The 17,426-nt window shown below is 64.7% G+C and carries 16 protein-coding genes; 7 read left to right on the plus strand and 9 right to left on the minus strand.

Annotated elements, in window-relative coordinates; translation table 11 throughout:
• The first annotated feature begins 73 nt into the window (after window positions 1–73).
• Window positions 74–742 (plus strand): TetR/AcrR family transcriptional regulator, encoded by a 669-nt coding sequence (locus BG83_RS0109920; RefSeq protein WP_024976574.1) that lies wholly within the window; start codon window positions 74–76, stop codon window positions 740–742.
• Here BG83_RS0109920 and BG83_RS0109925 read toward each other — a convergent pair.
• From BG83_RS0109925 to BG83_RS0109935, 3 genes are all read right to left on the minus strand, one after another.
• On the minus strand, window positions 739–1,725 hold the full coding sequence (locus tag BG83_RS0109925; protein WP_024976575.1) for a M14 family metallopeptidase: 987 nt from the start codon (window positions 1,723–1,725) through the stop codon (window positions 739–741). The two genes, BG83_RS0109920 and BG83_RS0109925, sit on opposite strands and share 4 nt — an antisense overlap.
• 37 nt (window positions 1,726–1,762) lie before the next feature.
• Window positions 1,763–3,091 (minus strand): MFS transporter, encoded by a 1,329-nt coding sequence (locus BG83_RS0109930; RefSeq protein WP_024976576.1) that lies wholly within the window; start codon window positions 3,089–3,091, stop codon window positions 1,763–1,765.
• A 139-nt stretch (window positions 3,092–3,230) separates the two neighbouring features.
• A complete protein-coding gene (locus tag BG83_RS0109935; RefSeq protein WP_024976577.1) occupies window positions 3,231–4,154 on the minus strand; it encodes a LysR family transcriptional regulator in 924 nt (307 codons plus the stop codon).
• Window positions 4,155–4,274: 120 nt separating this feature from the next.
• Here BG83_RS0109935 and BG83_RS0109940 point away from each other — a divergent pair, with 120 nt between their 5' ends.
• A complete protein-coding gene (locus BG83_RS0109940; RefSeq protein WP_024976578.1) occupies window positions 4,275–5,483 on the plus strand; it encodes an FAD-dependent oxidoreductase in 1,209 nt (402 codons plus the stop codon).
• Between the two features lie 19 nt (window positions 5,484–5,502).
• The gene (locus BG83_RS0109945) at window positions 5,503–6,078 is read left to right on the plus strand and encodes a hypothetical protein (RefSeq protein WP_024976579.1); all 576 of its coding nucleotides are present in this window, start codon (window positions 5,503–5,505) and stop codon (window positions 6,076–6,078) included.
• On the opposite strand, the gene BG83_RS0109950 is transcribed toward BG83_RS0109945, so the two are convergent.
• The 3 genes from BG83_RS0109950 to BG83_RS0109960 form a co-directional block, all read right to left on the minus strand.
• Window positions 6,062–6,358 carry a cupin domain-containing protein gene (locus BG83_RS0109950; protein ID WP_024976580.1) on the minus strand — a complete coding sequence of 99 codons (297 nt, stop codon included), beginning with the start codon at window positions 6,356–6,358 and terminating at the stop codon, window positions 6,062–6,064. The two genes, BG83_RS0109945 and BG83_RS0109950, sit on opposite strands and share 17 nt — an antisense overlap.
• Window positions 6,359–6,472: 114 nt before the next feature.
• Complete coding sequence (locus BG83_RS0109955; protein WP_024976581.1) at window positions 6,473–7,213, minus strand: response regulator transcription factor; 741 nt, start codon at window positions 7,211–7,213, stop codon at window positions 6,473–6,475.
• A gap of 460 nt (window positions 7,214–7,673) precedes the next feature.
• Window positions 7,674–8,591, minus strand: coding sequence for a LysR family transcriptional regulator (locus BG83_RS0109960; RefSeq protein WP_024976582.1), 918 nt, complete (start codon window positions 8,589–8,591; stop codon window positions 7,674–7,676).
• Between the two features lie 150 nt (window positions 8,592–8,741).
• Here BG83_RS0109960 and BG83_RS0109965 point away from each other — a divergent pair, with 150 nt between their 5' ends.
• Window positions 8,742–9,647, plus strand: a complete 906-nt coding sequence (locus BG83_RS0109965) for a pirin family protein (RefSeq protein ID WP_024976583.1) — start codon at window positions 8,742–8,744, stop codon at window positions 9,645–9,647.
• A 39-nt stretch (window positions 9,648–9,686) separates the two neighbouring features.
• Here the strand turns inward: BG83_RS0109965 and BG83_RS0109970 are convergent, their stop codons facing one another.
• The 3 genes from BG83_RS0109970 to BG83_RS0109980 all read right to left on the minus strand — a co-directional run bounded on the left by BG83_RS0109970 (window position 9,687) and on the right by BG83_RS0109980 (window position 13,524).
• Window positions 9,687–10,721 carry a serine/threonine protein kinase gene (locus BG83_RS0109970; RefSeq protein WP_024976584.1) on the minus strand — a complete coding sequence of 345 codons (1,035 nt, stop codon included), beginning with the start codon at window positions 10,719–10,721 and terminating at the stop codon, window positions 9,687–9,689.
• Between the two features lie 5 nt (window positions 10,722–10,726).
• The gene (locus tag BG83_RS0109975) at window positions 10,727–12,388 is read right to left on the minus strand and encodes a DEAD/DEAH box helicase (protein ID WP_024976585.1); all 1,662 of its coding nucleotides are present in this window, start codon (window positions 12,386–12,388) and stop codon (window positions 10,727–10,729) included.
• Window positions 12,389–12,519: 131 nt separating this feature from the next.
• Window positions 12,520–13,524 carry a LysR family transcriptional regulator gene (locus BG83_RS0109980; RefSeq protein WP_024976586.1) on the minus strand — a complete coding sequence of 335 codons (1,005 nt, stop codon included), beginning with the start codon at window positions 13,522–13,524 and terminating at the stop codon, window positions 12,520–12,522.
• A gap of 130 nt (window positions 13,525–13,654) precedes the next feature.
• Here BG83_RS0109980 and BG83_RS0109985 point away from each other — a divergent pair, with 130 nt between their 5' ends.
• From BG83_RS0109985 to BG83_RS0109995, 3 genes are all read left to right on the plus strand, one after another.
• Complete coding sequence (locus BG83_RS0109985; protein ID WP_024976587.1) at window positions 13,655–14,962, plus strand: MFS transporter; 1,308 nt, start codon at window positions 13,655–13,657, stop codon at window positions 14,960–14,962.
• Between the two features lie 26 nt (window positions 14,963–14,988).
• Window positions 14,989–16,023: a histone deacetylase family protein gene (locus tag BG83_RS0109990; protein ID WP_024976588.1), complete on the plus strand. Its 1,035-nt coding sequence runs from the start codon at window positions 14,989–14,991 to the stop codon at window positions 16,021–16,023.
• 258 nt (window positions 16,024–16,281) lie between these two features.
• Window positions 16,282–17,346: a TetR/AcrR family transcriptional regulator gene (locus BG83_RS0109995; protein ID WP_024976589.1), complete on the plus strand. Its 1,065-nt coding sequence runs from the start codon at window positions 16,282–16,284 to the stop codon at window positions 17,344–17,346.
• Window positions 17,347–17,426 lie beyond the last annotated feature (80 nt).

The raw sequence follows: 17,426 nt of genomic DNA on the forward strand, positions 1-17,426 counted from the left end.
GCAAATTTCGCCTTAAATGTGGTGTGATTCATCACCACTTTAATTTTTGGCCGTCCTGACGTCAAATAGCGAAATGGAGAAAACACTTGAAACAGCCGACGCGCCCGCCAAGAAAGGCCGCCCGTATGGCGGTGTGGCGCCAGAAGCACGCGCGGCAGAACGCCGCGATGCGCTGATCCGCGCCGGCACGCGCGTCTTCGGCACGGTGGGCTTTCGCAAGGCCACCGTGCGTGCGATCTGCCAGGAAGCGAGGCTCAACGATCGGTACTTTTACGCCGCGTTCGACAGCACCGAAGCCCTGCTGCGCGCGACCTACCAGCAACATGCGGAAGACTTGCGCGCGCAGGTGTCGGAGGCCACCGCGGCTGCGGAAGGCACGCTGGAAGCTCGTGTCGACGCCGGCCTGCAGGCGTTTTTCGCGTTCTTGCGAGACTCATGCGCAGCGCGCGTGCTGCTACTCGAAGTGATGGGCGTGAGCCCGGAAACGGACGCAACCTATCAGCGCAACCTGCTGGAGTTCGGCAAGCAGATCATGGCGAACGCCCAACTGCCCGGCACGCACCATGACGACGATGCAGAACTGCGCGCCGATCAACGCATCATCGGCCTCGCGCTCGTGGGTGCATTGACCAACGTCGGTGCGGCGTGGCTTCTGACCGGCTATCGAGATCCCGAAGAGAAGATGGTGCGCAACTGCCGCCAAGTCGTGCTCGGCACATTGCGCACCATGCTGGGCGCTTAGGCCGTGCCTTCCGGCTTGCCCAACCGGACCACGGTCACACCCTGCGCCAGGTGTCGCAACGATGGCTGCAGCAGAACGCAGTTGTCGTACGGGGTGACGATCTGCAGGTCTCCATCGGTGGCGATGACAGTGCCTGCTCGCTCGATGGTTTCCATACCGCGATAGTCGTCCGCAAAACGGAATGCCGTGGATTTAGCGACCACCGGATCGGTCACACGAATGCAACGCACCTCCAGCGCGGGCGCAATCCCCAGCCATTCCGATACCGCCGATGCGTCGACGGTGCCAAGCGCCACCAGGAAACGCGCGCACGCATCCAGCGCCACATCGCGGCTCGTGCGCTCGAAATGCTGGCCGCATTCGATGAGCAGCGCGTTCTTCGGGCTAGCGGCATCGCCAAAGCCGCCGTAGTCGCGCAAGCGGCGGCCAGCAGCGTGGCCGGCATCAATCATCAGATGCGAAGGCGCGCCAACCTGGCGGCCCAACGCGACGCCTTTCGCATGCGGACCCGTCAGCATCAGCGGCTCCGCCTTTTCATGCATCGAGTGAATATCGAGCAGGTAGTCGACCGTGTCGATCACAGGGCGCAGTTCACGCGCGCGGCGCAGTTCCAGCGTGTCGCCTGCGCCGTCGAGCTTGTCCGCCGACCAGACGCGGTTCAGATCTTCGTCGATAAAGCGCGTGGCATCCGGATCGTTGATGTCAAAACGCTCGTACGCCTCGACGTTTGCGAATGACAGCGTGAGCCGGCCACGCGCCGGGCGCACGCCGGCAGCCAGCAGCATATCCACCGCAATCGCGCCGCACAGCTCATTGCCATGCGTGAGCGCGTTGATCATGACGTGCGGACCGGGCATGCCGCTATCGAACGTGTGCACGTAATCAATGTCGTGCGTACCCGTCTTCCAGCGGTGGATATCGGGCTTGTGCAGCTCGATCGGGTACACCGGCAGCGTGGCGCGCAGCGCCTCCAGGGTCATCATGCGAAATCCTTGGGTGTTACGAGAAGTCTGTTCAGGTTCAGTGCGCACGAGCGCGTCCACGCAGCATCCAGAGCGAGACCAGGCTGATCAGCGTGGTCGCAAACACATAGAAGCTCGGCGACGTCTTGATGTGCGTCACGCCAATCAGCCATGTGACGATCAGCGGCGAGAACCCACCGAAGATCGTTACCGACAGGTTGTAGCTCAGCGCCAGGCCCGTGCCGCGCGTACGCGTCGGGAAGATGTCAGCCAGGAGCGCCGGCAACGGCGCCAGGACGGCGGCCAACAGCACGCCCACAATCGCCTGCATCACCAGCAGCGTCCAGAACGTCGGTTGCGCGACCAGCGTGGCAAACATCGGATACGTCGACAGCGCAATCACCACCATCGCAATCGACACCACGCGGATGCTGCCGAAACGATCCGCCAGCAACCCGAACGCCGGCGCCATCACCATCAGCATCACGCCGGTGATCATCGTGCAGACCAGCGAGGCACTGGTCGCGATGTGGAGTTGATTGATGGCATAGGTCGGCATGTAGACCTTCTGCACGTAGTTGAATGCGGTGACGGCTACGACCACGCCCGCCCCCAGCAGTAGCCCCGGCAAACCCCGAGTGAGTGTATCGCGCAGCGGCGAATGCGTTTGCGACGCGCCCTGCGCCTCGGCCTGCATGGCGACAAACTCGGGCGTCTCAGGCGTGTGGCGACGAATGTAGACGCCAATGGGACCGATCAGCAAGCCGAATAGGAACGCCACGCGCCAGCCCCATGACTCCACTTGCTCGGTGGTCAGCGCGTAAGTCAGCCATGCGCTCAAGCCCGCGGCCAGCAATGTGGCAAGGCCCTGCGTGGCGGCTTGCCAGCTCGCGTTGTATCCCATGCGCTTGCCGTTGGCGTGCTCGATCATGAACGCCGTGGCTGAACCGAATTCTCCACCGGCCGAAAAGCCCTGCAGCAGCCGCGCCACGATCACGATGGCCGGCGACCACAGCCCGATCGACGCGTACGTCGGTGCAAACGCGATCATCGCGGTGCCGAGCATCATCAGCAGGATCGACCACGTCAGCGCAGCCTTGCGGCCGACGCGGTCTGCATAGCTGCCAAGCACCATCGAGCCCAGCGGCCGCATGATGAACGACACGCCAAACGTGCCGACCGAGAGCATCAGCGAACTCCACGCATCGCCCGTCGGGAAGAACAGCTTGCCGATTGTGATGGCGAAATAGCCGTAGATCAGCAGATCGTAGTATTCGAGCGCGTTGCCAACGCTGGCTGCCAATACGGCACGCCAGGGCGCGGGATGTCGATGGGTATCGCTGGCGCGTGCGGATGCGCCGCTCGCATTGAGGGTGTGGGCTGGCATGGTTGTCTCCCCGTGGTCTGTGCCGATCCGCCGGTTTTGCTGAATAGCGCTGGCGGGCGAAGGTTGCGGAGGAGTCTAGGTGCCGTGCCCAGGCGGCTTGTGCCGTTTCGGCACAAGGTTGGGCTTTCTGCGATGCGCCTCAGGCGAGGTCGGCGCGGGCGTTGTTGTTGGCGTTATCAACGGCCAGTTGCCATACCTCGTCAAGCAGTGCGCTCTGATTGCTGCGCACCCGCATCATGCGGATGTTGACGTGGATGTGCCAGGCGTCATCGCCGGCGGGGCGAAGTTCACCCGCATTCAGGTGCGGCTTGGCCAGGCGATACGGCAACCAGGCCATGCCGAATCCACGCAGGGCCATCTCTTCCACGGCCTCGTAAAAATCCGCCTGAAACACGGGCTGCAGATGCGCCTTGCGGTCGGCGGCGGCCAGGTGGCTGTCAAGCATTTGGCGCAACGTCAGCCCACGTGCAAAGGCCAGCCATGGCAGCGGTGCTGCGGCCGAGCCCGGCAGGGTGAACCGGGCACGACCACGCTTGTCAGGCGCGCTGACCGGTACCAGCGTCTCGCTGCCCAGCGTGCAATGGTCGTACTTGCGCGGATCGAGCAATGCATCGGCCTGCGGGCTGGCGTAGGCGATCAGCAGATCGACCGTGCCATCGGCAAGTGCCAAGACGCCCTCCTGTGTGCCGCCCGTCGTCACGCTGAGCGGAAACACGCCGCGCTGGCGTGCCAGCGTTTCATACCAGCCCGGGACGAAGGTGCGCGCCAGCGTGCGCCCTGTGCCGATCTTGAGCGCCACCGGCAATTGCGCCTCGCGCAGCAGCAAGCGCGCATCGTTCAAGCCGTCGACGGCATTGGACGCGGCATCCAGAAACAAGCGCCCCGCCGCCGTGAGCGTGACCGGATGCTCGCTGCGCTCGACCAGCGCGGTGCCCACCCATTCTTCCAGCGCCTTGATCCGCCGGCCGAATGCGGGATGCGTGACGTTGCGGTTCTCGGCAGCGCGGCTGAAGCTGCGTGTCTTGGCGAGTTCCTTGAAGTCTTCCAGCCATTTGATCTGCATGGCGCGTCCGGGTGGGGTGGTGGGCGGGAGGTCTGCGCATTATCTCCGCAGCGTGCACGAACGGCCTTAACGTGCGTGCCGTATCGTTATCATCTTGAGCAAACGATCTGCCACGCCTTCATGACCGCACCCCGCCCGCTGACCATCGGCATTGCCGGCGCCGGTAACGCCGGCCTCGCCGCCGCCATCGCGTTTGCCCGCCAGGGGCACGACGTGCACGTCTTCGAAAAGCACCCGCAGCTGACCGCCATGGGCGCGGGCCTGCTGATTCAGCCGCAGGGTATCCGCGCGCTGGAGACACTCGGCGTGGGTCGCGAGCTGGAGGGCATCGGCGCGCCGATCGACCGGCTGATCGGCCTGAGCCATCGCGGCTGGCGCCTGCTCGACATCGACTACGCCGATACGCCCGGCCGCGCCGTCACGCGCCACGCGCTGTCATCCATGCTTTACGACGCCGCGTTGCACGCGGGCGCATCGTTCCACTTTGATTGCGCGATCCAGCAACTGCTTCTTGATGGCCCGCGCGCACGGGTCACGCACGCACAGGGCGAATCAATGTTCGACTTGTTTGTGATTGCCGATGGCGCGGCCTCGGCGCTGCGTGAGCCCGCAGGGCTCGCCGGCCCGTCGAGTACCTACCGATGGGGCACGCTGTGGTTCCAAGGGTGGGTGGATGGCTGGAACCCGCGCGTGCTGCAGCAGCGCTTTCGCGGCACGCGCGAAATGATGGGCCTGCTGCCCACCGAAGTGGACGGCACCCGCACTCGCCTATCGATGTTCTGGAGCCTCCCCGGTGATGCTGTGGACGCCTGGCGACAGACCGACATCACGCAGTGGAAAGCGCATGTGCTGAGCCTGTGGCCGCAAGCCTCGCCCATGGTCGAACAGATTGGCTCCCACGACGATATGCCTTTCGCCGTCTATCGCCACACATGGCCGCGCGCGCTGGCCAAACCACCCTACTGCGTCATCGGCGACGCCGCCCATGCCATGAGCCCGCAGCTCGGCCTGGGGACCACCCTGGCCGCGCAAGATGCCCTGGCACTCGCCGCGTGCGTGCAAGTGCATGGCCCCACCGATGGCGCCCTCGCCTATCACGCCCGGCGTCTGCGTACCGTGCAGGCCTATCAGACGCTTAGCCGATCACTCACGCCGTGCTTCCAGGCCCAATATGGAGGCTGGATGCGAGACGTGGTGTTCGCCACCGGCTTGCGTATCCCGGGTGTTGCATGGCTGATGAAGCGCAGCCTGGCGGAACCGCCTGCTCGCGACGCCGCATTCGCCCCGGCCGCGGCTTCCACAACAGCCAGCGAAAAACCGCAGGCATAACACCACGCCACGGATCATCATGAGCCTGCTGAACACCTTCCTTCCCGAGCATCAGTTCAGCGAGCAGCACCACATACGCGTCAATGCCCCGCCCGCGCGCGTGCTCGACGTGGTTTCGCAACTGGACGTCAGTGATTTCCCGCTGGCCAGGCTGTTCCTGCACTTGCGCGCCATCCCGGCACGCATCGCCGCCGCGATGGGCAAGCCCAGTGCGCGACGTATCGATGCCGGATTTGGCCTGCACGATTTCACGGTACTCGGCCGCGATGGATATCGCGAATTCGCGCTGGGCCTGGTCGGCCGCTTCTGGGAATCCGCCGGTGGGCTCGTCCGCGTTGAAGCCGGCGCGTTTCGCACGTTCTCGGAGCCCAACATCGCCAAGCTGGTCATGACGTTCGTCGCCGAACCCGACGGCGCCGGCACGCTGCTGACCACGCGCTCGTGCGTGCATTGCTCCGACACAACGGCGCGCCGCCGCTTCACGCCTTACTGGGTGCTGATCCGCATACCAAGCGGGCTGATCCGCCGGATGATGCTGCAGCGGATCAAGCAACTCGCGGAGGCCCACTGCGCCCCGCTTACACGTCCAGAATAACCAACGTGCCCGCGCTGCCGGCGTCCACGCTGTGCGGCACGCCGGCGGGCACGACGTACAGCTCGCCGCGCGACACGGTTACCGGTTCGCCGTCGATGCGCAGACGCAGCTCGCCATCGATCACTAGCAGGCCTTCGGCATAGTCGTGCACTTCGTCGGGATACGGCGTGCCGTCCATGCGCAGCACCTTGAAGTTGCCGCCGCCAAAGCGCTCCAGCACGCGAGACGACCATGCACGCGGCAGCGCATCGGCCTCTGCATTGAGATTGAAAGACGGCACACCGGCCTCGCCCGAGAATCAGAAGCGCTGAGCATACCAGCCGATGAACAACAAAAAGGGCACCGCCGCGTTCCTGCGGTGGAGCCCTTTTTGCGCGGGGCGATCGGCGTGCGCCTAGACGTCGTACGACGAAAGATCCATCTCGGACAGCGCATTCATGTCGTCCGCCGGCTTCAGATAGTCGACGCGATAGCCATGCTTGTACACCGCCACCAAGCGCACCTCGTTCACCGGTTCGATATTCAGCTTCATACGGATACGCGACACGTGGCTATCGATCGTGCGCGTGTACTCCGAGGAGTTGCGGCCCCACACCTGCCCGAAGATGTGATCGCGCGACAGCGTGCGCCCCACGTTCGAGAACAGCAGCAACGCCAGCTGGAATTCGATGGCCGTCAGCGTCACGGGCTCGCCGTGCAGCGTGACCTGCTGGCGCTGCAGGTTGAAGTAGTACGGCCCCACCGCGAACGGCAGGCGGCCATACGGAATCGGATACGCCCGGCGCAGCAGCGCATCGACACGAGCACGCAGCTCGGCAATGCGGAACGGCTTGGCGATGTAGTCATCGGCGCCATGCGTGAGAGCGCGCACGAGGCTTTTCTCGCCCTCCTCGGCGGTGACGAACAGGATGGGCAGCACATCCCTGTGGCGGCTGCGCACCACGCTCAGCACGTCGATACCGAGCATGCCCGGCGTGTGCCAGTCGAGGATCAGCATGTCGTACGACGAGCGGCCCAGCATGCGCAGCAACGTCGCACCATCGCTGTAGGTCATCACGTCGTGGCCCGACTGGGACAGGATCTGGACGATGACTTCGCTTTGGAAGGGATCGTCTTCAAGCAAGGCGATACGCATGTTCTGCTCCGTGGAAATTGCGCACATGCGTGCCGGGATGGTGCGGGCCTTGATAGCGACCTAACCGTCGCGCTCATCGCGATCCGTCGCATGTGTTACGTGTCGGCAATTTTCATGGCGAGGTTTGCTACAAACCATGAGAAGAGTCCTAATTTGTGAAGACCCTTGAGCCACCCAATGCCGTGTCCATTCCACGGAACCCGGACAAAAAAAAGCCCGGACAACGCGGTCCGGGCGGCGGTGTTTCCCACAACGTGACGGGATCGGAAACACCCAAGGGTCGCATGTGCCAGACGCGTCGCAGTGCACCGGGGGGGGAAACACTGCAACGCTACGGGATAACGTCAAGGAGAGCCCGACGTACTGGTCGGCACACGCGAAGCGCATGATGCCGTGCCATATGCCCAGCCGGAGCAGTCGTGACAACATTTGACACGCCCAGTTTCCGGGCCGGGACACCTCAGGTGGGATCAGCGTTTTCCAGCTCTTGCCGAATCGACTCGGTCAGCATGTCGATCAGCAATCGGACACGTTTGGGAACGAACCGCGCGGATGGGGTGACGAGGTTGATCGGCTCTCCGCTGGTCGCATAGTCGGGCAGCACGCGCACGAGGCGAGGCAGCGGTGCGTTGGCGCGTGCCACCGCACTTGCGTACAGCGGCAGCGGGCCTATGCCGGCGCCCGATGCAATCAGCGTTTCCAGATAGATGAGGCTGTCGGAATTCAGGCGGGCGCGCACAGCCACGGTTTTCAGGCCATCGGGGCCGACAAGGCGCCATTGCGTTTCGCCGCGGCCGGTGCCGCGAAAGTCGAGGCAACAATGGTCGGCCAACCCTTGCACGGTGGCCGGAGCACCGCGGCGCTGCAGGTAATCGGGCGAGGTGAATAAGCCAATGCGCAATACGCCAAGCGACCGAGCCACGAGCGAACTGTCGGCCAAGCGTCCGACGCGGACGGCAAGGTCAAAACCCTCCTGCACCAGATCGACATTGCGCGGCGTCAGCACCACGTCCAGATCAATCTCCGGGTACTGCTGCATGAAGCGGGCCGCGACGGGCGCCACCAGCAGGCGGCCCACGTCTTCGGAAGACGTGATCCGCACCTTGCCGCGAGGCAGGTCCTGCAGCTCGCCGGCGCACGTCGTGGCACGTTCGATGTCTTCCAGTGCATGCGACGCCACCTGATACAGACTCTGGCCGGCGTCGGTCAGATGCAGCGTGCGCGTGGTGCGCTGTAACAGGCGTACGTTCAAATCCTGTTCAAGCGCCGCAATGCCCCGGCTGACGGACGATTTGGGCAGATCGAGCCGCGTTGCCGCTGCCGTGAAGCTGCCCGCTTCGACCACGCGCACGAACAGCGCCAATTGGTTCAGATCCATGGTTTCCTCCTCTTGTAGTGATGCGCGCCGGCCTAGGATTGTCATTGTCTCGCCGGGAGCAACATTTTTTCCCACAATAACCGACTAGTGCAAACCGGGCAACCACCCTACATTTGGCATATGACAAATGCCCGATTTCAGGAGAACAACATGGAAACCCTCGTACAACCGCAAGTGCAGCAAGTGCAGCGCGGCCGCCGCGTGGAGCGCATCATCACTGGCCGCCCCACTTCGGACGGCGCAGGCGTGAAGCTCACGCGCGTGCTGACGAACAACCTGCAACGTCGGCTGGACCCGTTCCTGATGCTGGACGCGTTCCGTAGTGACGACCCGAACGACTATCTGGCCGGCTTTCCCGACCACCCGCACCGTGGCTTCGAAACGGTGACGTACATGATCGCTGGCCGCATGCGCCACCGCGACAGCGCCGGCCACGAAGGGCTGCTGCAACACGGCGGCGTGCAGTGGATGGCGGCCGGCAGCGGCGTCGTGCACTCTGAAATGCCGGAACAGGAAGATGGCGTGATGGAAGGCTTCCAGCTGTGGCTGAACCTGCCCGCCAGCGACAAGATGACGACGCCCTGGTACCGCGACATTCCGTCGAACGAGATTCCCGAGTTCACGACGGAAGACGGCGTGACCGTTCGTGTGATCGCCGGAGATTCGCAAGGCGTGCGAGGTGCGATGACGCGTGAAGCGACGCAGCCGCTGTATCTGGACATCACGCTGCCGGCGGGTGCGTCCTTTGCGCAGCCGCTGCCGGCCGCGCACAACGCGTTCGTCTACGTGTTCCGCGGCAGCGCGCTGGTGGGCGATGCCGACGCGTCTGGCAATGCCGGTCTGCAACGCGTGGAAGACAAGCAGATGGCCATCCTTGCCAACACGGAAGGCAGTGACGGTGTGGTCATCCGTGCAGCAGACGCAGACGCACGCGTGCTGCTGGTGGCTGGCAAGCCGCTGAACGAGTCGATCGCCCAGTACGGCCCGTTCGTGATGAACACGCAGGAAGAGATCTTCCAGGCCGTGCGGGACTTCCAGGCCGGCAAGTTCGCTTAAAGCATCTACGCAGTCGCAAAGAAAAACCGCCGCTCGGTTTCACCAGAGCGGCGGTTCGTCCAACAGCGCGATCTGCTCGCGCAATTCCAACACCCGATCCTGCCAGTAGCGTTGCGTGTTGAACCACGGAAACGCGGCAGGAAACGCCGGATCGTTCCAGCGACGCGCCAACCATGCGCTGTAGTGCAGCAAGCGCAGCGTGCGTAACGCTTCCACCAGATACAGCTCGCGCGTGTCGAATTCGCAGAAGTCTTCATAGCCGGCCAGCAGGCTGGCGAGCTGCGATTGCATCGACGCGCGATCGCCCGAGAGCAGCATCCACAAATCCTGCACGGCGGGGCCGGTGCGGCTGTCGTCAAAATCGACGAAATGCGGGCCGGCGCTGCGCAGCGGATCGCCTTGCTTGGCGTCGGCCTCTTCAATCCAGAGCACGTTCGACGCGTGGCAATCGCCGTGCAGACGCAGCAGCGAGACATCGCCCGCGCGGTCGTAGCAGCGGCGCACGCCGTCGAGTGCGGCGTCAGCCACGCTGCGCCAGGCCGGCAGTAAATCGGGCGGAATGAAATCGTGTTCGAGCAGCCAATCGCGCGATTGCACGCCGAAGGTGTCAATGTCGAGTGCAGGCCGGACCATGAAAGGCCGCTGCGCGCCAACGGCATGGATGCGCCCGAGGAAACGGCCCATCCATTCAAGCGTGTCGTCTTGGTCGATGGAAGGCACGCGCCCTGCGCAACGCGGGAAGACCGCGAAATGCCAGCGCTCGAACGCTTGAAGCGTGCGACCGTCGATTTCCAGCGGCGCGATCACGGGGATTTCCGTGGCGGCCAGTTCTGCCGTGAAGGCGTGTTCCTCGATGATCTGCGCTTCAGTCCAGCGGCCCGGGCGGTAGAACTTGACCACCACCGGCGCGCTGTCTTCCACGCCGACTTGGTAGACGCGGTTTTCGTAACTGTTGAGCGCGAACATGCGGCCATCCGGCATCAGCCCGACCTGCGCCAGCGCATCGAGGATGCTGTCGGGCGTCAGGCCGTCGTAGGGCGCTTCAGCTGATGCGGGCTGGCCGTCGTCGTGCATGAACGTCAGGCTTTACGGCCGCCGAGCAACGCAGCAGCCTTGGCAAACAGACCGTTGAACGGCTGCTTGGCCGGCTTCCCCTTGTGGGCAGGCTGCGCGGCTTGCGTGCTCGATGCGCGACGTTGTTGGCCACCCTGCGCGCCTTGCCCATTGCCCTGGCCCTGACTTTGGCCGTTGCCTTGGCGCTGGCCACGCGCTTGGGATTGGCCATTGCGCGGCTTCGGCGCAGCCTGGCCGTCGCGTTGACCTTGCGCCTGACGCTGGCGGCTGCCGGCACCATTGCGACCCTGGCCTTGGCCTTGGCCTTGATTCTGGCCCTGGCCCTGACCATTACCGCTCGACTCGCGACGCGGTTCGCGAGGCTCACGCGGAGCCCGCGGCTCGCGTGGCGCAGCGTTGGCGCTGGCCTGACGAGGCTGCTGGCTGCGGCCACCGCCCGGGCGGCCACCGCGCGCGTTGCCGCCACGGCCCGCCGAGTTGCGCCCGTTCGGAATCGGCTCTGCCTCGATGGTCGGGTCCGGCTCGAAACCTTCCAGCACGGTACGCGGCAGTTCGCGCTTGATGAGGCGCTCAATGTCACGCAGCAAACCGTGCTCGTCCACGCAGACCAGCGAGATCGCCTCGCCTTGCGCACCGGCGCGGCCCGTGCGGCCGATACGGTGCACGTAGTCCTCCGGCACGTTCGGCAGATCGAAGTTGACCACGTGCGGCAGTTGGTCGATGTCGATACCGCGCGCGGCGATGTCGGTGGCAACCAGCACGCGCAGCGTCCCGGCCTTGAATTCCGTCAGCGCGCGCGTGCGTGCCGATTGGCTCTTGTTGCCATGGATGGCCAGCGCGGGAATGCCGTCGCGCGTGAGCTGCTCGGCCAGGCGGTTCGCACCGTGCTTGGTGCGCGTAAACACGAGCACCTGGTGCCAGTCGTTGTCGCGCACGAGCTTGGCCAGCAGTTCGCGCTTGCGCTCGCGGTCGACCGGGTAGATGCGCTGCTCCACCGTCTCGGCCGTCGTGTTGCGGCGAGCGACTTCGATCAGCGCCGGCTTGTCGAGCAGGCGATCGGCCAATTCGCGAATGTCGTCAGAGAACGTCGCCGAGAACAGCAGGTTCTGACGCTTCGACGGCAGGATGTTGAGGATCTTGCGGATATCGTGGATGAAGCCCATGTCGAGCATGCGATCGGCTTCGTCCAGCACCAGCAGTTCAATGTGGGACAGGTCGATGGTGCGCTGCCCTACGTGGTCCAGCAGGCGGCCCGGCGTGGCCACGACGATATCGACACCGCGCTTGAGCGCATCGATCTGCGGGTTGATGCCGACGCCGCCGAACATCACCATGGACTTCAGCGGAAGGTATTTGCCATAGGCGCGCACGCTTTCTTCCACCTGCGCGGCAAGCTCACGCGTGGGCGTCAGCACCAGCGCGCGGATCGGAAAGCGCATGCCCTGCGGCGTCTGCACTTTGTTCGGTTGCGAGGCAGACAGGCGGTGCAGCAGCGGCAGCGTAAAACCAGCGGTCTTGCCGGTGCCGGTCTGGGCACCGGCGAGCAGGTCACCGCCCTTGAGGATAGCGGGGATGGCCTGGCGTTGAATCGGAGTGGGTTCTGCGTAGCCGAGTTCGGCCACGGCGCGTACCAGCTTGTCTGACAAGCCGAGTTCGGAAAACGACATGGAAAAGCGATTGGACCGGCGTGTCCCGCGCATTCGTTCGTGCGCCAATCGTGGACAAAGCCTGGGTAGGTGACGGGGCGACTGGACCCCGGGGACTGCAAGAAGAGCGCTAGTTTAACAGGTGATGGTGTTTACCCCACCGGCGCCCGCAATGCCGCCAACGGCGCATTTACCACGTCCCCCAACCGCTCCGCCAACGAATACCGCGCCATATACCGACGGAAATGTCCCAGGAACGCGTCTTCGGCTGGCGCCAGACGCCGCTCCTTGTGCCACATCAGGTACAGATCGATGTCGGCAATGCCCTCTTCCGGCGGTAGCCGCCACAAGCGCTGCTGCGCCACGTCGTCCACCACGATGTGCTCCGGCAGGCAGCCGATCCCATAGCCCGCAAACACCAGCCGCTTGATCTCGTCCAGGCTCGGTGACGTAGCGACGATGCGTCCGGTGAATCCCTGCTGATCCCGAAACACCGCCAGCGGCGATAGCGCATCGCCCAATTGGTCGCTCATGAACGAAACAAAGTTCTCGCCGAGCAGATCGCCGATCGACAAGCCCGTCCGCCCGAACAACCGGTGATGCCGCCCGCAGAACACGGCGTAGCGCTGGCGCAGGAACAGTTGCCGCTCGAGCTTCTCGACGGGCGTGCGGCACAGGCTGAGCCCAATGCCCGCCCGCTTTTGCGCAAGCGCATCGAGGATGTCCGTGCTGCGCATCACTTCCACCTGCAGATCCACGCGGGGGTGATGGCGATGGAACGCCGCGAGGCATTCGTCGTACACGCCCGATTGGATCCGGCTGACCGTCAGCAGATGCAGCACGCCGCTCACGTCGTCTTGCGGCTCCCCGAGCTCTGAGCCGAGCCGCGCGACATTGCCGTAGACATCGGTGGCGATGCGCAATACGTCTTCGCCGACGCGCGTGAGGCGGAAGTGCGAGCCGCGCCGCTCAATCAGCGTGTGGCCGAGCTGATCTTCGAGGCGCCGCAGCGCAAGGCTGACCGCCGGCTGCGTGATGTGCAGCCGCACCGCCGCGCGGCTGATGCTGCGCTCGTGGACGATGGTGAGGAAGGTGCGCAGCAGGTTCCAGTCAAGCCGGTCGCTGACCAAGGCGGGATCGAGAGCGGACGAGTCCATGGCGGCAGGTATGAGTTCAATTTATGCAAACAATAAGTATTTGGAATTTGACTAATACCCGTCAAGCGGCAATAAACACGCATCGTCGCCTTGAAGCGACGGACTAAAAAAACCTGTGAGGAGCTTCACCATGCAACCGTCTCAACCCGGCGGGCGCCAGCCTGCCCGTGCGGCCACCGCCGCCTTTGTCGGCACCATGATCGAGTGGTACGACTTCTACATCTACGCCACCGCCGCAGCGCTCGTGTTCGGGCCGCTGTTCTTCCCGGGTGGCGATCCGTTCCTCAGTACGCTTGCTTCGTTCGGCACGTTTGCCGTGGGCTTTTTCGCGCGGCCGCTGGGCGGCATCGTGTTTGGCCACTGGGGTGACCGCATCGGCCGCAAGAAGGCGCTGATGATCACGCTCACGATGATGGGCCTGGCGACCATCGGCATCGGGCTGCTGCCGACGTATGCCACCGCCGGCGCCCTCGCGCCCGTGCTGCTGGTGCTGCTGCGCGTGGTGCAGGGCATCGCGGTCGGTGGCGAATGGGGCGGCGCGGTGCTGATGGCGGGCGAACATGCGCCCACGGGCCGCCGCACGTTCTTCGCGTCGTTTGCACAACTCGGCAGCCCGGCTGGGTTGATTCTCTCGCTGCTGGCTTTCCGCCTCGTCACGTCGATGGAGAAGGACGCGTTCATGGACTGGGGCTGGCGTCTGCCCTTCCTCGCCAGCGCGGTGCTGCTGCTCGTTGGCGTGGCGATCCGCCTGGGCGTGAACGAGTCACCTGAGTTTGCGCAGGTGCAGGCGCAACGCAAAACGGCCAAGCTGCCGATCGCCGAAGTCTGGCGCACGGCTCGCGTGCCGGTGCTGCTTTGCATTGGCGCCAACACCATCGGCATTGCGGGCGTGTACTTCACCAACACGTTCATGATCGCGTACGCGACGCAGTATCTGTCGCTGTCGAGAACGCTGATTCTCGATTGCCTGTTTGTGGTCGCGTTCATCCAGTTCCTCGCCCAACCGTTGGCGGCATGGCTGGCGGAAAAGCTTGGCGGCGCACGCTTCCTCAAGCTGATGGCGCTGATGGCGATGGCGTCGCCGTATCCGATGTTCCTGCTGGTGCAAACGCGCCAGGCGCCGCTGATGGTGCTGGGCATTGCGCTGGCCGTGGTGTGCATGGCGAGCTTCTATTCGGTCATCGCCGGCTTCGTGTCGGGCGTGTTCGAAACGCGCGTGCGGTACTCGGCGATCTCGCTGTCATACCAGGTATGCGGTGCGGTGGCGGGCGGGCTCACGCCGCTGATCGGCACCATCCTCGCGCAGCGCTTCCATGGCCAGTGGTGGCCGCTGGCGGTGTTCTACACGCTGCTCGCCGGTATCTCGCTGCTGAGCATCGCCGCCATCGACGCGCGGCAGCGCGACAGCGCAACTGCTGCCAACGCAGTCGGCGCATGACGGTCTTTCCCAACCCGGTTTCACCCATGCTGACGTTCTTTCACCCTGAACAGCTTCTGCACCATCCGCAGAGCTATTATTCGCGCGGCAAGATGCGCACGCCGCAGGAAGTGCCCGCGCGCGCGCTGAATCTGCTGCAGGCCGCGCGTGATCTCGGCTTTACCATTGCGCGCCCCGAAGATCACGGCATTGCGCCGCTCACCGCCGTGCATGGCGAGCCCTATCTGCGCTTCCTGCAGGACGCTCATGCCGACTGGCTGCGCCTGCCCGAAGACTGGGGCGACGAGGTCATGTCGAACATCTTCGTGCGCGAGCCCAATGCGTTGCGGGGCGTGCTGGCCCAGGCCGCCCGCTACCTGGCAGACGGCAGTTGCCCCGTCGGCGAGAACACATGGCGATCGGCGTATTGGTCGGCACAGAGCGCAGCTGCCGGCGCGCAGGCCATCCTCCATGGCGAGCGCACCGCTTACGCGCTGTGCCGCCCGCCCGGCCATCACGCGCGCCGCGAAGCAGCCGGCGGCTTCTGCTACCTGAACAACGCCGCCGTTGCCGCGCAGGCGCTGCGCACCAAGTTCAAGCGCGTGGCCATCCTCGACACCGACATGCATCACGGTCAGGGCATCCAGGAGATCTTCTACGACCGCGCCGACGTGTTGTACGTCTCCATCCACGGCGATCCGACCAACTTCTACCCGGTCGTCGCCGGCTTTGACGACGAGCGCGGCACGGGCGACGGCCTGGGCCTGAACGTGAACCTGCCGATGCCGCATCGCTCGCCGGAATCGGTGTTCTTCGACAAGCTCGGGGACGCGATTGCCGCACTCGAACGCTTTCAGCCCGATGCGCTGGTGCTCTCGCTCGGCTTCGACATCTATCGCGAAGACCCGCAATCGCAGGTGGATGTCTCGACGCAGGGCTTCGGCCGGCTTGGCCAGGCCGTCGGCGCGATCGGGCTGCCGACGCTGGTCGTCCAGGAAGGCGGCTATCACCTCCCCACCCTTGCACAAAACGCTGCCGCATTCTTTGGCGGCCTGACCTCGCTCCATCAGCCGGCCGGCTGACCCGCCCACCGGGGCGCAGACCTCCCTTCAGCTTTTTTGATGTTTGCGCCCACTCACTTTCCAAGCCACGTGTTTCATACGTTGGCTTGGCAACCTTCCCTCCTCTAGAGTGCCCGCTCGAATTGGGCGCTTGGCGTTTTCAAACGTCTGTTCCTAACATGCCCGGGCAACCCCATACACATGTTTGAATCGTACGTTCGAGCGCTGCACTGCAGCAATCGACCCCGATATCAGACCTAAAAAAACGAGGTAGGAGACATGGGACGTCCTGGAGCAGGAGACACCAAGGGCCGCATTCTGGAAGCCACCGAACTGCTGTTCATCGAGTTCGGCTACGAGGCGATGTCGTTGCGGCAGATCACGGCGCGCGCCAAGGTCAATCTGGCCGCGGTCAACTATCACTTCGGCAGCAAGGAAGCGTTGATGCAGTCGGTGCTTGGGCGCCGGCTCGACCCGCTCAACACGCGCCGGCTGGCGCTGCTGACCGCGTGCGAAGAGCGCTGGACCAAGGAGCAACTGACCTGCGACCACGTGCTCGGCGCGCTGTTTGTGCCGGCGCTGCAGATGGCGCGAAACCCCGACACCGGCGGCCCTGCGTTCCTGCGCCTGATGGGACGCGTGTATTCCGACACCTCGCCGTTCGTGCAGAACTATCTGCTCGGCCACTACGCGCTCGTGTTCGATCGTTTCTTTGAAGCCTTTTCGCGTGCGCTGCCGCACTTGCCGCGCGCAGAACTGGGCTGGCGCCTGCACTTTGCGCTCAAGGCGCTGGCCGGCGTGCTGGCCGGGGACGACCTCAACAACCTGCTACCGCTGTTCACGCAGGGCAAGACGATGAACGATGCCTCGCTGCTGGCACGCCTGACGGCCCTGGTGGTGGCTACGCTCAACGCCCCGCTGCCCGGCGAGGCCGGCGCGCTCGATCAGGTGGTCGAGCTGGCCGAAGCACAGGTGCCCACGCCCGTCGCACAAGCAGACGATGCCCCCAACGGCAGCGACAGCGGCAATGGCGGCTCCGGTCGCCACGCCGGGCACGGCAACGGCCGCGGCAGCGAACGCAGTTCGACGCCGACCACCGCCTCGCCCTTCGCCGGTGACCTGTTCGGCCGCACACCCGCCGCACGCGCCAGCGCCGACGATGCCGCAGACGACCACGACGATCTCGGCGCCGATGAGCACGACGATCATCACGGTGACGACAGCGATGGAGACGGCCCCGCGCCCTCCGCGCGCACCCGCGCATTGGCCGTTCGCCGCAGTAATGCAGCACGCGCGATCTTCCCGGCCAACCCAATGCGCCCCTGGCGCAGCCCTAACGCCTGACAACCCGGGCCCAGCCCCGATCTCCCGTGTGCTGGCACGGGAGTCGCTCGGGCATTCAGCAGGTGCCGCCGCGTGTTCGA

This window comes from Ralstonia pickettii (assembly GCF_000607165.1).
Lineage (GTDB): Bacteria > Pseudomonadota > Gammaproteobacteria > Burkholderiales > Burkholderiaceae > Ralstonia > Ralstonia holmesii.

What these genes read in the sequence shown, in the direction of transcription:
- BG83_RS0109920 (WP_024976574.1), top strand. Translation starts at nt 74, where the DNA reads ATGGAGAAAACACTTGAAACAGCCGACGCGCCCGCCAAGAAAGGCCGC.
- BG83_RS0109975 (WP_024976585.1), bottom strand. Translation starts at nt 12,388, where the DNA reads ATGTCGTTTTCCGAACTCGGCTTGTCAGACAAGCTGGTACGCGCCGTG.
- BG83_RS0109960 (WP_024976582.1), bottom strand. Translation starts at nt 8,591, where the DNA reads ATGGATCTGAACCAATTGGCGCTGTTCGTGCGCGTGGTCGAAGCGGGC.
- BG83_RS0109945 (WP_024976579.1), top strand. Translation starts at nt 5,503, where the DNA reads ATGAGCCTGCTGAACACCTTCCTTCCCGAGCATCAGTTCAGCGAGCAG.
- BG83_RS0109965 (WP_024976583.1), top strand. Translation starts at nt 8,742, where the DNA reads ATGGAAACCCTCGTACAACCGCAAGTGCAGCAAGTGCAGCGCGGCCGC.
- BG83_RS0109955 (WP_024976581.1), bottom strand. Translation starts at nt 7,213, where the DNA reads ATGCGTATCGCCTTGCTTGAAGACGATCCCTTCCAAAGCGAAGTCATC.
- BG83_RS0109980 (WP_024976586.1), bottom strand. Translation starts at nt 13,524, where the DNA reads ATGGACTCGTCCGCTCTCGATCCCGCCTTGGTCAGCGACCGGCTTGAC.
- BG83_RS0109925 (WP_024976575.1), bottom strand. Translation starts at nt 1,725, where the DNA reads ATGATGACCCTGGAGGCGCTGCGCGCCACGCTGCCGGTGTACCCGATC.
- BG83_RS0109940 (WP_024976578.1), top strand. Translation starts at nt 4,275, where the DNA reads ATGACCGCACCCCGCCCGCTGACCATCGGCATTGCCGGCGCCGGTAAC.
- BG83_RS0109995 (WP_024976589.1), top strand. Translation starts at nt 16,282, where the DNA reads ATGGGACGTCCTGGAGCAGGAGACACCAAGGGCCGCATTCTGGAAGCC.
- BG83_RS0109970 (WP_024976584.1), bottom strand. Translation starts at nt 10,721, where the DNA reads ATGCACGACGACGGCCAGCCCGCATCAGCTGAAGCGCCCTACGACGGC.
- BG83_RS0109930 (WP_024976576.1), bottom strand. Translation starts at nt 3,091, where the DNA reads ATGCCAGCCCACACCCTCAATGCGAGCGGCGCATCCGCACGCGCCAGC.
- BG83_RS0109935 (WP_024976577.1), bottom strand. Translation starts at nt 4,154, where the DNA reads ATGCAGATCAAATGGCTGGAAGACTTCAAGGAACTCGCCAAGACACGC.
- BG83_RS0109990 (WP_024976588.1), top strand. Translation starts at nt 14,989, where the DNA reads ATGCTGACGTTCTTTCACCCTGAACAGCTTCTGCACCATCCGCAGAGC.
- BG83_RS0109985 (WP_024976587.1), top strand. Translation starts at nt 13,655, where the DNA reads ATGCAACCGTCTCAACCCGGCGGGCGCCAGCCTGCCCGTGCGGCCACC.